Source organism: Campylobacter avium LMG 24591, assembly GCF_002238335.1.
Taxonomy (GTDB): Bacteria; Campylobacterota; Campylobacteria; order Campylobacterales; family Campylobacteraceae; genus Campylobacter_D; species Campylobacter_D avium.
In genome coordinates this window covers 773,788-793,175 of record NZ_CP022347.1, presented here as the reverse complement: position 1 = coordinate 793,175, position 19,388 = coordinate 773,788, and the positions used below count along the sequence as shown (strand labels likewise).

The 19,388-nt window shown below is 34.1% G+C and carries 16 protein-coding genes; 2 read left to right on the top strand and 14 right to left on the bottom strand.

Going from position 1 to position 19,388, the window contains the following annotated elements; all coding sequences use genetic code 11:
• Window positions 1-8: 8 nt before the first annotated feature.
• From CAV_RS04040 to pheS, 9 genes are all read right to left on the bottom strand, one after another.
• Window positions 9-971, bottom strand: coding sequence for a sensor histidine kinase (locus CAV_RS04040; RefSeq protein WP_094325226.1), 963 nt, complete (start codon window positions 969-971; stop codon window positions 9-11).
• Window positions 965-1,618 carry a response regulator transcription factor gene (locus CAV_RS04035; protein ID WP_094325225.1) on the bottom strand — a complete coding sequence of 218 codons (654 nt, stop codon included), beginning with the start codon at window positions 1,616-1,618 and terminating at the stop codon, window positions 965-967. Before CAV_RS04035 ends, CAV_RS04040 begins: the two co-directional genes overlap by 7 nt.
• Window positions 1,618-3,204: a phosphoglycerate dehydrogenase gene (serA, locus tag CAV_RS04030; protein ID WP_094325224.1), complete on the bottom strand. Its 1,587-nt coding sequence runs from the start codon at window positions 3,202-3,204 to the stop codon at window positions 1,618-1,620. Before serA ends, CAV_RS04035 begins: the two co-directional genes overlap by 1 nt.
• Window positions 3,201-3,692, bottom strand: coding sequence for a hypothetical protein (locus CAV_RS04025; RefSeq protein WP_094325223.1), 492 nt, complete (start codon window positions 3,690-3,692; stop codon window positions 3,201-3,203). Before CAV_RS04025 ends, serA begins: the two co-directional genes overlap by 4 nt.
• 4 nt (window positions 3,693-3,696) lie before the next feature.
• On the bottom strand, window positions 3,697-5,349 hold the full coding sequence (locus CAV_RS04020) for a 30S ribosomal protein S1 (protein WP_094325542.1): 1,653 nt from the start codon (window positions 5,347-5,349) through the stop codon (window positions 3,697-3,699).
• 98 nt (window positions 5,350-5,447) lie between these two features.
• Window positions 5,448-6,272, bottom strand: a complete 825-nt coding sequence (locus tag CAV_RS04015; RefSeq protein ID WP_094325222.1) for a 4-hydroxy-3-methylbut-2-enyl diphosphate reductase — start codon at window positions 6,270-6,272, stop codon at window positions 5,448-5,450.
• Window positions 6,262-7,545 (bottom strand): 3-phosphoshikimate 1-carboxyvinyltransferase, encoded by a 1,284-nt coding sequence (gene aroA, locus CAV_RS04010; RefSeq protein ID WP_094325221.1) that lies wholly within the window; start codon window positions 7,543-7,545, stop codon window positions 6,262-6,264. Before aroA ends, CAV_RS04015 begins: the two co-directional genes overlap by 11 nt.
• Window positions 7,542-9,866 (bottom strand): phenylalanine--tRNA ligase subunit beta, encoded by a 2,325-nt coding sequence (pheT, locus tag CAV_RS04005; protein ID WP_094325220.1) that lies wholly within the window; start codon window positions 9,864-9,866, stop codon window positions 7,542-7,544. The genes aroA and pheT overlap by 4 nt, the downstream gene beginning before the upstream one ends.
• Entirely contained in the window at window positions 9,863-10,858 is a 996-nt protein-coding gene (gene pheS, locus CAV_RS04000) for a phenylalanine--tRNA ligase subunit alpha (RefSeq protein WP_094325219.1), read from the bottom strand. Before pheS ends, pheT begins: the two co-directional genes overlap by 4 nt.
• 125 nt (window positions 10,859-10,983) lie before the next feature.
• Between pheS and CAV_RS03995 the strand changes: the two genes are divergently transcribed.
• Window positions 10,984-11,301, top strand: coding sequence for a histidine triad nucleotide-binding protein (locus CAV_RS03995; protein WP_094325218.1), 318 nt, complete (start codon window positions 10,984-10,986; stop codon window positions 11,299-11,301).
• Here CAV_RS03995 and argH read toward each other — a convergent pair.
• Genes argH through CAV_RS03970 form a run of 5 tightly spaced genes read right to left on the bottom strand, consistent with a single transcriptional unit; the run spans window position 11,298 to window position 18,863 of the window.
• Window positions 11,298-12,680, bottom strand: a complete 1,383-nt coding sequence (gene argH, locus CAV_RS03990) for an argininosuccinate lyase (protein ID WP_094325217.1) — start codon at window positions 12,678-12,680, stop codon at window positions 11,298-11,300. The two genes, CAV_RS03995 and argH, sit on opposite strands and share 4 nt — an antisense overlap.
• Entirely contained in the window at window positions 12,677-14,251 is a 1,575-nt protein-coding gene (gene pckA, locus CAV_RS03985; protein WP_094325216.1) for a phosphoenolpyruvate carboxykinase (ATP), read from the bottom strand. The genes argH and pckA overlap by 4 nt, the downstream gene beginning before the upstream one ends.
• Complete coding sequence (locus tag CAV_RS03980) at window positions 14,248-16,032, bottom strand: biotin/lipoyl-containing protein (RefSeq protein ID WP_094325215.1); 1,785 nt, start codon at window positions 16,030-16,032, stop codon at window positions 14,248-14,250. The genes pckA and CAV_RS03980 overlap by 4 nt, the downstream gene beginning before the upstream one ends.
• A 57-nt stretch (window positions 16,033-16,089) precedes the next feature.
• On the bottom strand, window positions 16,090-17,427 hold the full coding sequence (locus CAV_RS03975) for a sodium-dependent transporter (protein ID WP_094325214.1): 1,338 nt from the start codon (window positions 17,425-17,427) through the stop codon (window positions 16,090-16,092).
• Between the two features lie 8 nt (window positions 17,428-17,435).
• Window positions 17,436-18,863 (bottom strand): sodium-dependent transporter, encoded by a 1,428-nt coding sequence (locus tag CAV_RS03970; RefSeq protein ID WP_094325213.1) that lies wholly within the window; start codon window positions 18,861-18,863, stop codon window positions 17,436-17,438.
• Window positions 18,864-19,059: 196 nt separating this feature from the next.
• Between CAV_RS03970 and CAV_RS03965 the strand changes: the two genes are divergently transcribed.
• Complete coding sequence (locus tag CAV_RS03965; protein WP_094325212.1) at window positions 19,060-19,386, top strand: F0F1 ATP synthase subunit C; 327 nt, start codon at window positions 19,060-19,062, stop codon at window positions 19,384-19,386.
• Window positions 19,387-19,388 lie beyond the last annotated feature (2 nt).

The following is a 19,388-nucleotide window of genomic DNA, read 5'->3' as shown; positions in this document are numbered from 1 at the left end:
AGCTTCTCCTAAAGCCTAAATGAAAACTCGCTAAATTCGCCTAATTTGCTTGAAATTTGCAAATGTGAGCCGTGCAAAAGTAAAATTTTTTTAACCAAAAAAAGACCTATACCGAAGGAGTTTTCACTGCTGCTATCAATCTTATAGAATTTCTTGCTAACTAATTTTATATGCTCTTTTGCGATACCTATGCCAAAGTCTTTTACTATAAGTTCCTTATCTTTGACCGTTAAAATGACTTCTTTTTTGCTGTATTTTAAAGCATTGTTTAGCAAATTTATTATCACCTGTTCTATTAAAAACACATCAGCATCTACATAGGAGCTTTGACCTTGCAAGATGACTCTGTTAAAATTATGCTCTTGTATGATATTTTTGCAAAGCTCATACAAATCAAATTCAAGCCTTTGTATTTCTTTTGACTTTAAGTTAAAGACTAAATTTAGCTTTGAGCTTAGCATATTGATTTTTTGACATTGTTTTCTTATCTTATCTAGCAAGGCCTTGTTTTTAATCTTTTCATTTTCTAAGATATCAAGGCTTAAATTTATAACAGATAAAGGATTTTTAAGCTCGTGGGATATGGCTGAGATGATATTTAAAAACTGCATGTTTTTTATATTTATTTTTTTGTATTGCTTTTTATTTTCCTTTTGTTTTTTTGCAAATTCATACTTGGCACCGTAAAGCGCGCTATTTAGCTCGTTTAATTCTGCAAAAACTGTGTTTTGCAGCCCATTTGTATTTTTTTTATCTATATTTTTTAAAAAAGAAACGCTGTTTTTAAAAAACGCCCTAAATTTATAAAAAAAGTAAAAGGCAAAAAATAAACAAAACAAAAGCAAACAAAAAGATAGGGAAGAAAAAAGTAAGTGATTATCATAAAATAACATCAAGAAATTTAAGACAAAAAAGGCTACAAAAAACAAAGCTAAGATAAGAAAAAAATACTTAAATTTAAGTTCTAGCATAGCTTGTAGCCAACGCCCCTTATGCTGTGTATTTGTTCTTTTAAGACCTTAAATTTATTTCTAAGTCTTGTAATAGCAATATTTATACTTTTATCATTTGTAAACTCATCAAGCCATACATTTTCACTTAAAAACTGCCTAGTTAAAAGCACATTTTTGTTCTCGAAAAAACACTTTAACAATTCAAATTCTAAATTTGAGACTTTTACTTCTTGATTATCCTCAAAACACTGCCTATTTTCAATGTCAAGCAGGATGTTTTTAAAAGATATCTTTGAATTTTGTCTTTTGCTTCGCTTAAGCAAGGCTTTCATACGCAACAAAAGCTCATCAAAATCAAAGGGCTTGCACACATAATCATCGCAACCGCTCTCAAAACCCTCTAAAATGTCTCTTTTCAAAGCCTTTGCTGTTAAAAATATCACGGGTTCGTTATAAGCTTCTTCCCTTAAGCTTTTTACGAAATTTAGGGCATCTTCGCCGCAAATATTTCTATCAAGTATCAATAAATCTATCTCATTTTCATCAAGACAAGTTTTTACGCAGTCTAAATTTAAAAAAGAATGCACCTCATAAGATAGCGACTTAAACCTCAAAGTAAGCAGCTCATTTAAGTCGCTATCATCCTCTACTAATAAAATTCTCATCACAACTCTGCATACTTAGCGAAAGAACAAGCCTCTAAGTCGTTAATCTGCTCAAGGAGCTTATCATCAGCCTTTTCATCTATAAGTATAACGGCCAAGGCGTATCCGTAGCCGTCTCTACCTAGTCTAAAATCAGCTATGTTGATATGGTTTTTCGCCAAAATTCCACTAATATCGGCTATGAAACCTGGTATATCTTGATTTTTAGTTATAATCATCTTGCCTTTAGGCTTAAAATCAGTTCTAAAGCCGTTTAAATCAATAATCCTTAACTCGCTCTCGCCAAAAACAGTTCCTGAAATACTAAAACTAGAATTTTGAGTTAGAATTCTCACGGTTAGTTTGTTATTGTAGCCACTACTTGTTGGTAAGACTTTGTATTCTAAGTCTATATCTTTATCTTTGGCCACAAAATCAACATTTATATAATTTATGCTATCTCCTAAAATTCGTCTAAGTGCAGAAACAGCAGCGAAATTTAGCATAGAATGCGCATGCTGAGAGATAGCTCCCTCAGCCTCCAAACTTACAGCCTTGATAACATCTTTATTTTCAACTTGCGAACAAAGATAAGCCATCTTAGATACAAGCTCAACATAAGGCAAGGCAAAGTCCGGCAAATCCTCTGTTTTCACCGGCAAATTCAAGGCATTTGGATATGAAATTTCCCTAGCAGCACTTAGCGCTTGTTCACAGGCTTGTATGGCTATGTTTGTTTGGCTTTCAACAGTATTTGCACCAAGGTGAGCACTTACAGAGATGTTTTCGCATTCTAACAATGGATGATTTGTGGCTGGTTCTTTGGAAAAAACATCTATGCCAAGCCAAGCTATTTTATTGCTTTGCAAAGCGTTGTATAAGGCATCTTCCACATAAAGCCCTCCTCTAGCACAGTTAATTAGCCTCACTCCGTCTTTCATCTTGGCTATTTCTTTTTCTCCTATCATGGCGTTGGTTTCTTTTGTTTTTGGAGTGTGTATGGTGATAAAATCGCTTTTAGTGAGCACATCATCCAAATTTTGAGTGTATTGCATATCCAAATCCACAGCCTTAGAAGCTGGTATATAAGGGTCGTACACCAAAATATTCATACCAAAGGATTTTGCTCTTATAGCCACCCTAGAGCCTATGTGCCCAAAGCCTATAACGCCCAAGGTCTTGCCCTTAAGCTCTACCCCGTACCATTTTTCTCTATCCCACTTTCTTTCTTGTTTTAGCTGATTATGTGAATTTACAAAAGACCTTGCAGAGGTTAAAAGGTGCGTCATGGTAAGTTCAACGGCTGCTATTGTGTTTGCAGTTGGAACATTCATAACTATAACGCCCTTTTTGGAGGCATAAGCTATATCAACATTATCAACGCCAACACCAGCACGAACAACAGCTTTTAAATTCTTAGCCGCATCTAAAAATTTCTCATCAACATCAGTAGAACTCCTAGTGATAGCTATATCCACATCTGCTAGCATCGTAAGCAATTTATCTTTTGGAATTTTAGCAGCCTCAATCAACTCAACATCATTAGCATTTCTTAATATATCAACGCCAATATCTAAAATCGCGTCACAAACGATAATTTTTTTCAAAGCCAAATCTCCTTTACTTGCGTATTTATATTATAAACAGTTAAAGCCTTTTGTATAGCCTCTAAGATAAGTTTGTTATCAGTATCTAAGAATATCTCGGTTTCATCCTTACTTCTAGTAAGAGAATACTTAACATCAAATGAATTTAGTGTTTGTTTTAAGCAGAATACAGAATAAATGTCGTTTTTATCTATGATAAGTTGATAAAATTTGCTCTTAGGTTGCAAAGCGGTAGTATCTACATCAAAAACCATAGAAAAATTCTCAACGGCCGGGGAATAATTCTTGGTTTTTATACTTAAAAATCTATCTTGCCAAGCCTTAGAATTTTGAGAAACAGGCTCAGCAAGTTCTGTGTCATTATCGTCAAAGATAGACTGAGATATAGGCAACTTGTCTGTTTGAGTAGCAAAAAACACATAAAAAACAACAGCGACAAGGGCTACGAAAAAAACAAATAAAACAGAGAAAAAAATATACCTTTTCATACTACTAAGACAGTTGTTCTTTTATGATGTCTCCCAAAGTTATCTTTTCTGTATTGTTAATCTCGTTTAAAACTTCTCTTTCTTTGATTTTATTCAAATTTCTAACACTAAGTCTTATACGATTTTTCTTTTCATCTATCAAAGATATGGCAGCTTCTATCTCATCACCAACTTTTAAATTTTCAAGATCTTTAGAGCTTATGTCATCTTTATGTATGAGCGCATCCACATTTTCATCCAATTCAACAAATACGCCAAAATCTTTTATATCTTTTATCTTGCCCTTAACTATATCTCCGTTCTTATGCTTTTTCGAATAAGAGTGTATAGGGCTTTGCACTAGCTCTTTCACACTTAGAGATACCTTTTGATTTTGCGGGTCTATCTTGATAATCTTTACCTCAAGCTCATCGCCAACCTTGTATAAATCCTTGCATTTTGTTTCCCTCTCCCAAGAGCAATCATCATTGTGTAGCAAGGCTTCTATACTTGCGATTTTAACAAAAGCGCCAAAATTTGTAATAGAAGTAACAAGACCTTTTACAACATCTCCAACCTTATAAGTCTTTAAAAACTCATCAAAAGGTTTTAGCAGTAAATTCCTCAAAGAAACTCTAAGCCTTTTTTGCTCAGCGTCTATTTCTATAACCTCTACATTTATATCATCACCCTTGTTTATATAATCTTTTGGGTGCTTGATATTTTTATCCCAAGAAATTTCACTTATATGCAAAAAGCCTTCTATGTCGTTACCAAGGTCAACAAAGGCTCCGTAAGGTTCGATATTAGAAACAGTAACTTTGATAGTATCGCCCACTTCCAAGCCATCTTTTATCTCATTCCAAGGATCTGGCATAGCAGCCTTTATGGACAATGAAAGATGTTTTTTGTCTTTATCATAACCTATGGCTTTAACTAGGACTTTATCGCCTTCGTTGTAGTGCATGCTAGGATTTACATGGCCTTTGTATGAAATTTCACTATAATGAACCAAGCCATCTATTCCGCCAACATCTACAAACATACCATAAGAGGTTATTTTCTTTACTATTCCTTCTATGGTCTTATCAGCTTCCATTATGCCTTTTACTAATTCTCTTTTCTTTTTTCTTTCCTCTTCTGAAACTTTCTTTCGCGAAACAACTATGCTGCATTCATCTTTATCTATCTTTATAATCTTAACTTTTAATTTTTTTTGCTTGAAGTTTTTATTATCTTTTATGCTTATATACTGTGAGCGAGGTAGAAAAAATTCAACACCGTTAGAATCTATAGCCACATAGCCGCCGGCATTTTTTGAGATTATCTCAACTTCTATTATATTTTCTTTATCTTCATCTTTAAAGTTATTTATAAATTCCTCTATCTTAGCCTTTCTTAAAGCTTTTTGGTAAGAAATTTTTGACTTAGAGCCTCTGTTTCCAAGCAAGGCCACTCTTATCGTATCCCCTTTTTTAAAGATAAGATTTCCATCAACTTGTATTTCACTTATAGGTAAGGTAGCCTCCTCTTTTTCCCCTATATCTACGCAAACTTCGCCTATGTCCTCTCTTATATCAACAATGACACCGTCTATAATCGAGCCCTTACTTTGTCTGTTATCATGCTCTTCAAGCAAAGACTGAAAATCGTCTTCTTGATAATCTTCTAAATCCATTATATCTTTCTTAGAATGAGCCACACTTACTCCCTTTTTTTATACTTAAAAAGTAGCTTTGATTTTATCTTACTTTTTCTTTAATTATAGTTAAATTTTCATATTTTTTCTATTTTTTCAATAACCTTATTAATTATCCAATCAGGCGTGCTAGCACCCGCACTAACACCGCAATGTTTTTTGCCTTCAAACCATTCTTTTTTAAGTTCTTTTTCATTCTCAATCAAATAGCTATCCTCGCAGTTATTTTTAGCTATCAAAAACAACTGCTTTGTATTTGATGAATTTTTACCGCCAACAACTATAACCACATCGCTTCTTTTTGAAAGCTCCTCTATGGCTTCTTGATTTTTAAAAGTTGCATCGCAAATTGTATTAAAAACCCTTACTTCCTTTACCCTAAGCATTAAGTAATTAGCAATTTGCATAAATTTTTGCACCTTTTTAGTGGTTTGGCTTACAAGTGCTATCTTGTTAGGAAGCTTGACATTATCAAGTTCCTTTTCATCTAAAATCACATAAGATTTTGTGCTAACATAGCTCTTAACCCCCTTTACTTCGGGGTGATTTTCATCTCCAAAGATAACTACCTCATATCCTTCCTTGCTAACAGTCTCGCAGATATTTTGAGGCTTTTTAACAAAGGGACAAGTTGCGTCATAAATTTCGATATCCTTTTGCTTTAGCTCCTGCAAATCCTGCTTTGTTATGCCATGAGTTCTTATGATAGCTTTTTTCTCGTCTTTTAATTCGTGTATGTTTTCTAGGGTTTTTACATTAAAATTTACATTAAGTCTATTTATTTCCTCATTATTGTGTATGAGCGGTCCTATTGTAGCTGCGTCTCGTATCTTTTCTGCTTTTTTGATAGCTTGTTTCACGCCAAAACAAAAGCCGTAATCCTTAGCCAACTCAATCTTCAACTCTAGCCCCCAAAGACATTAAAATATCCTTAAAATTTGGAAAAGAGGTGTTGATACAGTCACAGTCTGTAATACTCATACCTGATTTAAGTCCTAAAATAGCCATACTCATAGCTATTCTATGATCTCCAAAGCTATCCACTTCAGAAAATTTAGCCTCAGAGCCAATTATCTCAAAACCGTCATCTAATTCCTTAGCCTCGATACCGCATTTTCTAAGATTGCTAACCATAGCCTTAATCCTATCGCTTTCTTTAACCCTAAGTTCCTTAGCATTTCTTAAAACACTCCTACCCTTAGCACAAGCAAAAGCAACAGCAAGAGCTGGAGCTTCATCTATAAGCCAAGATATATTTTCACTAAGTTCAACAGCCTGTAAAGTAGAGCTTTGAACATGAATTTCGCCAATATCCTCATAAGAGCTGCTAGTCTTTTTAAAGCTTATCTTAGCACCCATTTTTTCAAGCACTTTATAAGCTTGTATTCTAGTTTTATTAAGCAAGACATTTTTAATTACTATCTTAGAATTAGGACATATGCTAGCAGCAAGAGCAAAATAAAACGCCGAGGATGGGTCATTTGCTATGCTTATATCAAGTGGCTTTAAAGGTTTTTGAAGTGGGTTTATCTCTATGCTTAGCTCATTATCTGAAGTTGTGATAGGCGCATTCATGGCTTTTAGCATGTTTTCGCTATGATTTCTACTAAGTTTGCTTTCAGAAAAAAAGCACTTATCCTTCGCTTTTAAAGCAGCTAAAATGAGAGCTGTTTTTACCTGAGCTGATGAAATCTCACTTTCGTACGAAAAAGCTTCTAGCTTCGAATTTCCTTCTATGCAAATGGGGGCTAAATTTGCATTATCTCTTCCGTAAATTTTAGCTCCTATTTTACACAAGGGCGTTGAAATTCTTTTCATAGGTCTATTGTTTAGATATTTATCGCCACTCAACACAAAAAATCCATCAACAGCACTTAAAAAGCCCATCATTAAACGCATTGCCGTGCCGGAATTCCCGCACTCAAGAATGGAATTTGGGGATACAATTTTTGAAGGCGGTTTTATGCTAACATTTGATTTCTCTAAAGAAACAGTAGCACCCAAAGACCTTAAAATTTGAAGAGTGTTTAAGGTGTCTTCGGCTAAAAGATAATTTTTAGCAAAGCTTTCTTTCTCGCAAAGCATAGAAAAGATAGCAAAACGGTGGCTTATGCTCTTGTCTGCTGCTATATGCTCTAAGTCCTTATCAAAAGCTTGTATTGGATAAATTCTCATCTTAAGTCCAAATTTAAATTATCTTTTAAAGAAGTGATAATCCTATCCATAACAACTGCAACTTCGCTATCCTCAAGCGTTTTATCTAAATTTTGAAAAGTGAAATTTATAGTCAGGCTATAAAACTCTTTTAAGCTTTCATCATGATATAAATCAATTAGCCTAAAATCACTTAAAATGTCTATTTTTAAATCCTGTATGCAGTTTTTTATCCTCTCATAGCCAAAATCCTTTGGAACTAGCAAGCTTATATCCCTGCTAATTGCAGGAAATTTAGAATAAGGCTTAGCAATCTTTTCCTCATCTTTTAAAGCAGATAAATCAAGTTCGCACACATAGGTTTTTAAAAGCGATCTTTTATCTTCTATCTTTATATGAAGCCTGCCTATAAAGCCTATTTTGACATTGTTTTTATACACGAAAGCTTGTTCGTATGGGCTTAAAAAACCAAAAGATGAAAGCTTTAAGTCAAAATTTCCAATTATATTTTGTATATCTGTTAAAAAGGTGTAAAAGTCTATCAAATCAGGCTTTGCCTTATTTGAAATTTTAGCTTCCTCCTTATAGCCAGAACTTAAAAAAGCTATTTTGCTAAATTCATTGGCATGAGCATCAAAGCTTGAACCACTCTCAAAAAGCTTTATACTCTTTTTGGAATTGCTAGTATTATACGAAGCAGAATGAAGCAGGTGGTTGATTAAGGTTGTTCTTAAGGAATTTAATTCCTTTGTGATAGGATTTACAAGCTCAAGCTTAACGGTTTCAAAACCAAGCTCCTCAAGCTCTTCTTTGCTATCTAAGACATAATGAACTGTCTCAAAATAGCCATTATGAACCGCTTTTTGTCTAAGAGAAAGAAGCTTTTTGTAAGTTTTGTAGGTGTTGTTGATATTAATTTTTTCAGCAAATTCTAAAGGCTTTGACTTGATGTTATTAATGCCTATCATACGCATAATTTCTTCGCAAATATCAGCTAAATTTTTAATATCATGATGTCTATAATAAGGCACTTTCACGCTAAATGAATGCCCCTCAGCAGAAAGAACCATCTCAAAACCAAGTCTTTTAAGTATATTTACTATGTCGTTTTTGTCTATATCGCTTCCTATAAGCTTGTTAATCTTTTCTATGTTAATTTTAATCTCTGTTTGCTCCTTGCTAAAAGGAATATGCTGAGATGAAGTATATATGTAGAAATCAGGACACTTAGACATAACTGAGAGCAAGTATTTCACACCAAGGTCTAAATCCGTTTCAGAACCCCTGAAGCTCCTATATAACATATCGTTATCGTGATTTTTATAGTAATTTTTAGCATTTGAAATCACATCAGGAAAGGAATACTGTGCCTCTATGATAATCATACTCGTATCATCAGTGATTTTTGCAAAGGATTCTTGAGAAATTCCCGCAACGCTAATTACTTTATCTTTGCAAGAAATCACGGTCTCTCCGTGCTCTTGCTTAGAAATTTTTAAGCTTATTTCCTCATCATTAGGCTCTAAGGCTTTAAAATCATAAGCATTAAATATAACTCCAACCGAGTGTGTGGCATAAGCTAGGTAATTTAGCACAACATTATCTTTTAAGGCATTAATGGTGGCTAATCTTAACTTTAGCAGCAAGCTAAGCTCGATTTTACCTTTAAGTTCTACAACTCTAAAATTAAAAATACTATTTAAATCCTTATCAGAACTTAGTCTTAACACCCTGCCTATACCTATGGTATTATCAGGTTCTGTAAATTTAACTTTTTTAATATTTTCATTGAAAAACACAGCCAAATCTCTTGCTATGCCATAAATGCTAAGGCAGTCTCCTCTATTTGGCGTAAGTTCAACTTCCAAGAAATCATCATTAAAGATAGCATAGCTGTTTAATTCCTTGCCTAACTCAAGCTCACCTATGCTATCATCAAGAACCATAATGCCGTCATTTATCTTTGCAAGATTAAGTTCAGTACTTGAGCAAATCATACCCTCAGAAACAACGCCTCTTATCTTGGTTCTTTTAATGCAAATATCTCCTATCATGGCACCTTCTAAGGCCACTGCTACGAACTGCCCTTCATCTACATTAGAAGCGCCACATATGATTTGCAAATCCCTATCGCCTATATCAACCTTGCAAATATTTAATTTATCTGAATTCTCATGCTTAATCTTTTCTTTGACAAAACCAACAACGACTTTATCGGCAACCCTTAAGCTTCTAGCACTATCCACTTCTATGCCTATTGAATTTAGGGCATTTGTTATATCATTTAAGTCTTTATTTTCAAGTTCTATAAATTCATTTAACCAAGTTCTAGTAAGTATCATCTAAACTGCTCCAACAACCTTAAATCACCCTCATACATTGATCTTAAATCAGGAATTTTATGCAAAAGCATAGCAAATCTTTCTATGCCAAGTCCAAAGGCGTATCCACTCACATTTTCATAAGAAACAAAGTTAAAAACATTGCTATCAACAACCCCACAACCAAGCACTTCCAGCCAACCCGTATGCTTACAAACCCTACATCCACTACCCTTGCAAAAAACACAGGATATATCTACTTCAGCCGAAGGTTCTGTAAATGGGAAAAAGCTTGGTCTAAAACGAATTTTAACATCGCCAAAGATGTATATTAAAAATTCCTCTAACAAGCTCTTTAAATTCGCAAAACTAACTCTATCGCCATCCTCGACAACAAGACCTTCTATCTGATGAAACATAGGAGTGTGCGTTATGTCAAAGTCCCTTCTAAATACAGCACCAGGAGCTATAATTCTAATCGGTGGTTTTTGTTTTAACATGGTTCGTATTTGAACAGGCGATGTGTGTGTTCTTAGCAAATTCTTGTTTTTAAAATAAAAAGTATCTTGCATATCTCTAGCTGGATGAGAACTAGGCAAATTTAAGGCTTCAAAATTATGAAAATCATCCTCTATCAAAGGGCCGCTTTCTATACTGAAATTTAAATTCACAAAATAATTTATTATCTTATCCATAGTTTGCATAAGCGGATGAAAAGCAGCTGTCTTAGCCCTATCATCAAAATAAGCAAAATTAAACACATTTTCTTGCATTTTAAGCTCTAGTTCTTTTTCTTGCAAGAGCTGGGCTTTTTCGTTGTAGTATTTATTAAATTCGTCTTTTTCTTTGTTTAGATTAGCAGCTGTCTTTTTTTTACTATCCTCATCTAAATTCTTAAGCTCTGCAAATTTGCGACTTAAAGAACCATTTTTACCTAAAACACTAATCCTTAGCTCCTCAAGCTCTTGCATACTAGCACAAGCTTGAATTTGATTTATAATATTTTTTTGCATATATTTTGATTTACCCCTTTGTTGATGTCGTGTTATTTTAGTGATAATTTATTTAATTAAGCTTAAAATTTAAATATTAAGACTTATCAAGTATAATATCTGTGAAAATGCCTTAAGGAAATAAAATGAGAGAAAAAACAGTATTTGAACTTATAATTGAAGGTAAAATTCCATCGACTAAAGTGCTAGAAAGTGAGGATTTTTTAGCTTTTAATGATATAAACCCTAAAGCGAAAATTCATATTTTAATAATTCCTAAAAAACACTTCAAAGACTTTCAGGAAGTAGATGCAAACACTATGGCTAAGATGACTGATTTTATACACGAGGTGGCAAGGTTGGTTGAAGCCGATAAAAACGGCTATAAGCTTCTTACAAATTGCGGTAAAAACGCAGGGCAAGAGGTGTTTCACCTGCATTTTCACTTATTATCTGGTTTTTAGCTAGATTTTAAAAAATTTTCTAAAAGTTCAATTTGCTTTTCTACGCTCTTTATAGAGCTAGAGCCCTCGCTTTGCTTTAAATTTAGTGAGTTTTCAAAGGATAGTAATGAATTTGCTTCCTCGTCAAAATTCTCATCATAGTCTTTTAAATTTTTTATTTCGCATATATCAATGCCTTCTTTTTCAGCCTTAGCAACTATCTTGCCAACGATAAAATGTGCCTGTCTAAATGGAAGTTGTTTTTTTCTAACCAAATAATCAGCCAAATCAGTAGCAAGCAAGTGCCCTTTTTGACAAGCTTTTAGCATATTTTCCTTATTTATTTTTAGCTCTTTTAGCATAGCATTTAAAATCTCTAAGGAAGCAAGTGCAGTATTTACGCTATCAAAAAGTCCTTCTTTGTCCTCTTGCATATCTTTGTTATAAGCAAGTGGCAGGGCTTTCATCGTGGTTAATAAGGATATTAAATTCCCATAAACCCTGCCTGTTTTACCTCTAATAAGCTCACAAACATCGGGATTTTTCTTTTGAGGCATTATGGATGAGCCTGTAGAAAAGGAATCGCTTATGCTTATAAAGCTAAATTCAGAGCTTGAAAAAAGTATAAGCTCTTCACAAAGTCTTGATGTGTGTGTAAAAATTACAGCTATGTCATAAAGCAAATCAAGAGCAAAATCCCTATCACTAACTGCGTCCATAGCATTTGGCATAGGCTCTTTAAAAGAAAGCAAAGTAGCAGAAAGCTTTCTATTTGTTTTATAACTAGTTCCAGCTAAGGCACAAGCTCCAAGAGGCGAATAATTGGCTAAATCATAAGAGGCTTTTAATCTTTTAATATCTCTTAAAAACATAAAGCCATAAGCTAGGATATAAAAAGAAAAGCTTACCACCTGTGCGTGTTGTAGGTGAGTAAAGCTTGGCATTATGCTTGTTTTATGCTCTTTTGCAAGGCTTAAGATAGTTTTTATAAGCTCTTTTAAAAGGCTTTGAATTTTTAAATTTGAGCTCTTTGCAAAGAGCTTAAAATCAGTAGCTACTTGGTCATTTCTACTTCTTGCTGTGTGAAGTTTGCCACCTATTTCAGCACCTATTAAAGCGGAAAGTCTTTTTTCTATAGCCATATGTATGTCTTCATCTCTTATATCGAAGATGAAGTTTTTATTTTCTATCTCTTCTTGAATTTCTTTTAAGCCTTTTTCTATAGCCTTAAACTCATCCTTGCTTAGAATTTCACATTCACAAAGCATTTGTGCGTGGGCTAAGGAGCCTTTTATATCCTCTTTAAAAAGATCTTTATCTACATTTAAGGAGGCGTTAAATTCCTCTAAAAGCTTAGAGCTAAAGCCCTCAAACCTACCTGACCACATCTCATTTTTCAAAGCTTAGGTCCTAGTTCTTTGTATAATTCGCCCTCTTTTACATCCTCATAACGAGAGAAATTTTTTATAAATCTTTGTGCTAATTCAGCCCTAGTTTTTATAAAATCCTCCTTATCCTCCCAAGTATTTATAGGATTTAAAAGCTTTGTTTCTACGCCTTTTAGCTCCTTTGGTATGGCTATGTTAAAGACATCGTAGTTTTCAAATTCGCACTCATTTATGCTTCCGTCAAGTATGGCATTTACACAAGCTCTTGTTGCCTTTATGCTCATTCTTTTACCAACTCCGTACCTACCGCCGCTCCAGCCGGTATTTACTAGATATACATTTACGCCGTGTTTTTTTATCTTTTCTCCTAAAAGCCTTGCATAAACCGTTGGATGTAAGGTCATAAAAGGCTCTCCAAAACAAGCCGAAAAAGTAGCTTGAGGCTCTGTTACACCTCTTTCTGTGCCAGCTACTCTAGCTGTGTAGCCACTTAGAAAATAATACATTGCCTGTTCTTCGCTTAACTTAGAAACAGGGGGCAAAACCCCAAAGGCATCGGCTGTTAAAAAGATGATATTTTTTGGGTGATTACCTCTTAAGCTTTTTTCGTGATTTTTTATATGCTCTATTGGGTAAGAAACTCTGGTATTTTCGGTCTTAGAACTATCAGAAAAATCAACACTTTTATCAGCTCTTAAAACTACATTTTCCAAAAGGGCATTTCTTTTTATAGCGGCGTAAATTTCAGGCTCTGATTTTGGGTCTAAATTTATGCACTTAGCATAACAACCACCCTCGAAATTAAATACTCCCTCATCATCCCAGCCATGCTCATCATCACCTATCAATTTTCTATCAGGATCGGTTGAAAGAGTGGTTTTTCCTGTACCACTAAGTCCAAAGAAAAGGGCAGTGTCTCCGTCTTTTCCTATGTTTGCACTGCAGTGCATAGGAAGCTTGTTTTCAAGAGGCAGCCAGTAATTCATCATAGAAAATATGCCTTTTTTCATCTCTCCACCATACCAAGTACCGCCTATAACAGCTATATTTTCCTCTACATTAAAGATAATAAAAACTTCAGAATTTAAGCCATCTTTTTCATAGTCTTTGTTTACGCACTTGCAAGCATTATAAACCACAAAGTCTTCTTTGAAATTCTTAAGCTCATCATCACTTGGTCTTATAAACATATTTTTAACAAAATGTGCTTGCCAAGCTACTTGGGTTACAAATCTAATTGATTTTCTACTATTTAAGGAAGAGCCGCAGTAAACATCCTGTACGTATATGTCGCTAGAACTTAACTGCTCTTGTGCTAGTTTTAAAAGTTTATCAAATGTTTCTTTTGTTATAGGGCGATTTAGTTTTCCCCAAGCTATATATTTTGCAGATGGGTCAGATTTTACAAAATACTTATCCTTAGGGCTTCTACCTGTAAAAATTCCTGTATCAACGCTAAAAGTTCCATTAGCACTTAACTCGCCCTCTTTATTTTTAAGCTCATGTTCAAATAATTCATCATAAGACAGGTTATGATAAACATTTTTCACATCCTTTAAGCCTAATTTTTCAAAATCAATCATTTGCTTTCCTTTATCAAAGCCACAGCCTGTCCCTCGCTAACAGACTCGCCTGTTTTTACTAAAATTTCATCTATAATGCCAGACTTAGTAGCATTTACTTCTATTTCCATTTTCATAGCCTCTAAAACCATTATCGCTTGTCCTTCTTTTACCTCGTCCCCTGCTTGAGCATAAATTTTAAAGACATTTCCAGATATGCTAGCCTTTATAGCATTTTCATTATCATCATTTACAGCTTCTTTTATGGTGTGTTTATCTACATTTTTTATATTAACATCGTTATCAAAGCCATCGTGAAGTTCCACGTGGTATTTGTTACCATTTACAGAGACTGTGAATTTATTTCCGTCTGTGCTTTGATGAGGCTTTGGCATTTGTGAAATTTTTCTTACATTTACCTTAGCTTCTCCTTTTAAAAAGGCAATTCCTTTTTCCTTACAAGCTGCGGCTATAAAGATATTTTCCTCGCTACACTCAATGCCCTCTTTTTCAAGCAAGGACCTTGTGTAGGCTATGCTTTTAGTTTCGTCTTTATTTGCTATGCTTATGGCACTTTGCGTGGTTGGCTCTAAGTTTAATTGCTTTGCTGCTAATTCAACTACCTTGCTATCAGGTTTTACAGGAGTTTTTCCAAAATAGCCTAGCACCATTTTTCCGTATCCATCGGCTATTTTTTGCCAAGGACCAAACATTACATTATTAAAGGCTTGTTGGAAATAAAACTGAGATACAGGGGTTACCGAGGTTCCAAAACCCCCTTTTTCAACCACCTCACGCATAGCCTTTATAACCTCTGGGAATTTATCTAAGATATTATTATCCCTCATCATCTGTGTATTTGCAGTTAAAGCACCACCAGGCATTGGCGAAAATGGTATCAAAGGACTTACCATAGTAGCCTCAGGTGGCATAAAATAATCCTTAAGACAGTCTTTTAAGACTTCTTCGTATTTTAAAATTTTTTCTAAGTCAAAACCAAAATCATAATCCTCGCCCTTAAGTGCGTGCATCATAGTTAAAATATCAGGTTGGGATGTACCACCGCTAACAGGAGCTGCTGCTAAGTCTATGCCGTCAGCTCCTGCTTCTAAGGCAGCCTTGTAACAAGCTACGCTAACTCCGGCTGTTTCGTGTGTGTGAAGTCTTATGTGAGTATTTTCAGGCAGGAGTTTTCTAGCCATTTTTATGGTTTCATAAATTTTGTTTGGACTTGAGGTTCCGCTAGCGTCCTTAAAGCATATACTATCAAAAGGAAGATTTGAATCTAAAATGTCTCTTAAACTTTTTTCATAAAAGGCCACATCGTGAGCTCCCACACAGCCCGGTGGTAAATCCATAAGAGTAACTGTTACCTCGTGTTTTAAGCCGTATTTTACTATACATTCAGCACTAAATTTTAAATTTTCTACATCATTTAATGCGTCAAAATTTCTTATAGTTGTAGTTCCGTGTTTAGCGAATAATTTTGCGTGTAAGTCTATTATCTCTTCGCTACCTGTATCAAGGGTTACGGTATTTACTCCTCTTGCTAGAGTTTGTAAATTTGCTTCCTTGCCCACAATTTCTCTAAATTTATCCATCATCTTAAAAGCATCTTCATTTAGATAAAAATAAAGGCTTTGAAACCTAGCCCCACCACCAAATTCAAAATGCCTTATACCAGCTTCTTTTGCGGCTTCTAAGGCAGGAAGAAAGTCTTGCATTAAAACCCTAGCACCATAAACAGACTGAAAGCCGTCTCTAAAAGTGGTATCCATAATGTCGATAAATTTTTTAGCCATAACAAATCCTTTTTACGAAGCTAATTTTACTTGAAATTCTTAAAGATGTAGCAAAAATTAGACAAAAATTTGATAAATCATAGTTATCAAAATTGCAAAAACAGCCACAAATCTAAGGCAAAACAGCCAAATTTTAAATACTTTTTTAGACATAAATTTAGAAAAAAGTTTATAAATTTTTTTCACATCAACAAAAAAACCAACAAAGATAGCGACTAGCAAACTTCCCAAAGGAAGCAAGATATTTGAGCTAAATTTATCTAAGATAGTAAAAAAATCATAAGAAAAAAAGCTAAAAAAGCTTGAAAAATCTTTATTTATAGACAAAATACAAGCACAAGATAAGGCAAAAACCAAAAAAGACAAGAAAAATAAGGCTTTTTTTCTAGAAAACTTATACTCATTGATAAGATAAAAGGTAAGTGGTTCTATCATAGACACAGCAGAGCTAATACCTGCTAAAAAAAGAGCTAAAAAGAAGTAAAAGGCTAAGAAATTTCCAAGATAGCCTAGATTATAAAACAAGCTCATTAAGGATATAAAGACAAGTGAAGAGCCTTGCTCATCTACTTTGACATCAAATTCAAAGATGAAGGTAAAAACTATAAGTCCCATTAAAAGAGATATTAAGACATTTAAAAAAACTACCACAAGTGAGCTAGTTATGAAATTTGTCTTTGAGTTTAAGGAAGCTGAGTAAGTTACTATGCAACCTATGCCAAGACATAGGGTAAAAAGTGCTAGACCCAAAGCATTTAAGGCTGAGCTAAAGCTTAGATTTTCTAACTTTGGATAAAAAAGATAAGAAAATGCCTGTGAAAAACCTTTTTCAAAGCTAAAGCAATAAAATAGCAAAAATAAAAGCATTATAAAAAGTGTTGGCATTAGGATTAAATTTAGCCTTTCAATGCCCTTTATTATGCCCTTTGAAACTATAAAGATAGTAAGTAAAAAAGATATGATAAAAAACAAAAAAGATGAGTAAAGCTCTGTGCTTATAAGATTTTGAAAATCTATTTTAGCCTCATATAAGCTGCTTGGAAGATAAAAAAGTGAGACCCACATATATCTTAAAGCCCAAGCCATAACCACAAGGTAAAAGGATAAAACAAAGATACCTGTAAGCATAGAAAGACCGGCAAAACGCCATTTTTTGCCATTTTTTACAGCTAAACTCTCATAAGCATTTGCTAAATCACTTCCACTTAACCTACCCATAGCAAGTTCAGCTAAAAAGAGAGCTAAACCTACAAAAATAGCAAAGAAAAGATAAAGCAAAACAAAGAAAAAGCCACCATTTTCGCCAACTAGGGTTGGAAATTTCCAAGCGTTTCCAAGCCCTATGGCTCCACCAGCTACTGATAAAACAAAACCTATCTTGCTAAAGGTATTCAACTTAAATCTCAGCTAAAAATAAATAAAGCTTTTAAATAAGCAAATATATAAGCAAAAAGCTGAGGATAAATTTGATTTATCACAACTATGATTATAGCAAGTGGGGATATGTATCTTAAAAAGAAATACCAAAGAGAAAAGAAAAAGTCATTCATATATGGAGAAAATAAAATTTTAAGCCCCTCTTTTTTCATAATAAAGCCTACAAAGATAGCCGCACAAAAGCCACCTATTGGCATTATGATATTTGATGAGAGATAATCAAGTATATCAAAAACGCTTTTAGTCCCAAAAAAGATTAAAGAGCCATTTGTAAAACTCATAAAGGATAAGATACATAGCACTCCAAGCACAAAAACAACTATAGCTATATAAGCAAGTGCCTTTTTTCTAGTAAAATTATAAGTGTTTATAAGATAAAGTGCAAAAGGCTCTATCATAGACACGGCTGATGTGATACCTGCAAAGAAAAGCGAGATAAAAAAGCATACGGCTAGGACATTACCAAAGCTACCAAGATTAGAAAAAAGCGTGGTTAAAGAAACAAAGATAAGTCCTGGTCCTTGAGAAACCTCGCCTCCAAATTCAAAAACATAGGTAAATACCACAAAGCCCATCATAATGCCTATGAGGATGTTTATGAAAATTATCACCAAGCTTGCCTGTATGAAATTTGTTTTATCTGGTAAGGAGGCTGAATATGTTATTATCGTGCCAACTCCTAAGGATAAGGAAAAAAAGGCTAGTCCAAGTGCAGAAAGCACTGAATTTTCATTTATCTTACCAAATACAGCTTCAAAAAAGCCAAGCTCTTTTATGGTGCTTAACTCAGGAAAGATTAAAAAATGATAAGCCTTTTCAAAGCCAGAAAAAGACATAGAATAAAGTAGCATAAATAAAAGCAAGATGAAAAGTATGGGCATTAGCCAGACATTTAGCCTTTCTATGCCGTTTTTAATGCCCTTTGAAACTATGTAAAACATAAGTATAAAAACAAAGAGAAAGCAAAAAAACTGCGATGTAAAATCCTCGCTCATAAAATTTTGAAAAAGTTCGCCGCTTTGTTTTATATCATCTGGCAAACTTGAAAAAGAAATCAAGGTGTATTTTACTATCCAGCCTATAACCAGACTATAAAAGGAAACGATTAAGATAGCTCCTATCATAGAAAAACCAGCAAAGCCCCAGAGATTTTTATAACTTGGTGCTAGAGTTTTATAAGCATTTACCGGATCTTTTTCGCTTAGCTTTCCTATGCTAAGCTCAGCTAAAAAGATAACAAGTCCTACTATAAGAGTTAAGAGAAGATATAACAGTATAAAGCCTATACCACCATTTTGCCCCACCATAGTAGGAAATTTCCACGCATTACCAAGTCCCACAGCAGATCCAGCCACTGCTAGTATGAAGCCTATCTTAGAAAATTTAGCATTCAAAAAACAATCCTTTAAAATTCTTGATTGAAAAATTAAAGCAAAATATAAATTTAATTTATCTTAATCCTTTCAAATTAAAAAAAAATAAAGTTTAAAAAGGTTAGAATGTAGCTTTTATTTTAAAATTGTGCTTTGAAATTTAAGTAGGGATACGCAAGCCGAACTATTTTGAAGTCAATTTAAGAAAGGACACATTATGAAAAAAGTTTTGTTTTTAACATTTGCTTTAGCTGCTGTTGCTTTTGCAAATACAGGTGCAGATGCTGATGTGATGAATGGCTGGATAAAAGCTTTCTCAGTTTTAGCTGCTGGTCTTGGACTTGGTGTTGCTGCTCTTGGTGGTGCCATTGGTATGGGTAACACAGCTGCTGCTACTATAGCTGGAACAGCTAGAAATCCTGGTCTTGGCGGAAAGCTTATGACTACTATGTTTATCGCCTTAGCTATGATAGAAGCTCAAGTTATCTACGCTTTGGTTATCTCTCTTATCGTTCTTTACGCAAATCCTTTTGGACCTTTCTAAGA

Excerpts from the sequence above, each read along its gene's own strand:
- CAV_RS04040 (WP_094325226.1), bottom strand. The coding sequence starts at position 971 with ATGCTAGAACTTAAATTTAAGTATTTTTTTCTTATCTTAGCTTTGTTT.
- CAV_RS04035 (WP_094325225.1), bottom strand. The coding sequence starts at position 1,618 with ATGAGAATTTTATTAGTAGAGGATGATAGCGACTTAAATGAGCTGCTT.
- CAV_RS04025 (WP_094325223.1), bottom strand. The coding sequence starts at position 3,692 with ATGAAAAGGTATATTTTTTTCTCTGTTTTATTTGTTTTTTTCGTAGCC.
- CAV_RS04020 (WP_094325542.1), bottom strand. The coding sequence starts at position 5,349 with ATGGATTTAGAAGATTATCAAGAAGACGATTTTCAGTCTTTGCTTGAA.
- aroA (WP_094325221.1), bottom strand. The coding sequence starts at position 7,545 with ATGAGAATTTATCCAATACAAGCTTTTGATAAGGACTTAGAGCATATA.
- pheT (WP_094325220.1), bottom strand. The coding sequence starts at position 9,866 with ATGATACTTACTAGAACTTGGTTAAATGAATTTATAGAACTTGAAAAT.
- pheS (WP_094325219.1), bottom strand. The coding sequence starts at position 10,858 with ATGCAAAAAAATATTATAAATCAAATTCAAGCTTGTGCTAGTATGCAA.
- CAV_RS03995 (WP_094325218.1), top strand. The coding sequence starts at position 10,984 with ATGAGAGAAAAAACAGTATTTGAACTTATAATTGAAGGTAAAATTCCA.
- pckA (WP_094325216.1), bottom strand. The coding sequence starts at position 14,251 with ATGATTGATTTTGAAAAATTAGGCTTAAAGGATGTGAAAAATGTTTAT.
- CAV_RS03980 (WP_094325215.1), bottom strand. The coding sequence starts at position 16,032 with ATGGCTAAAAAATTTATCGACATTATGGATACCACTTTTAGAGACGGC.
- CAV_RS03965 (WP_094325212.1), top strand. The coding sequence starts at position 19,060 with ATGAAAAAAGTTTTGTTTTTAACATTTGCTTTAGCTGCTGTTGCTTTT.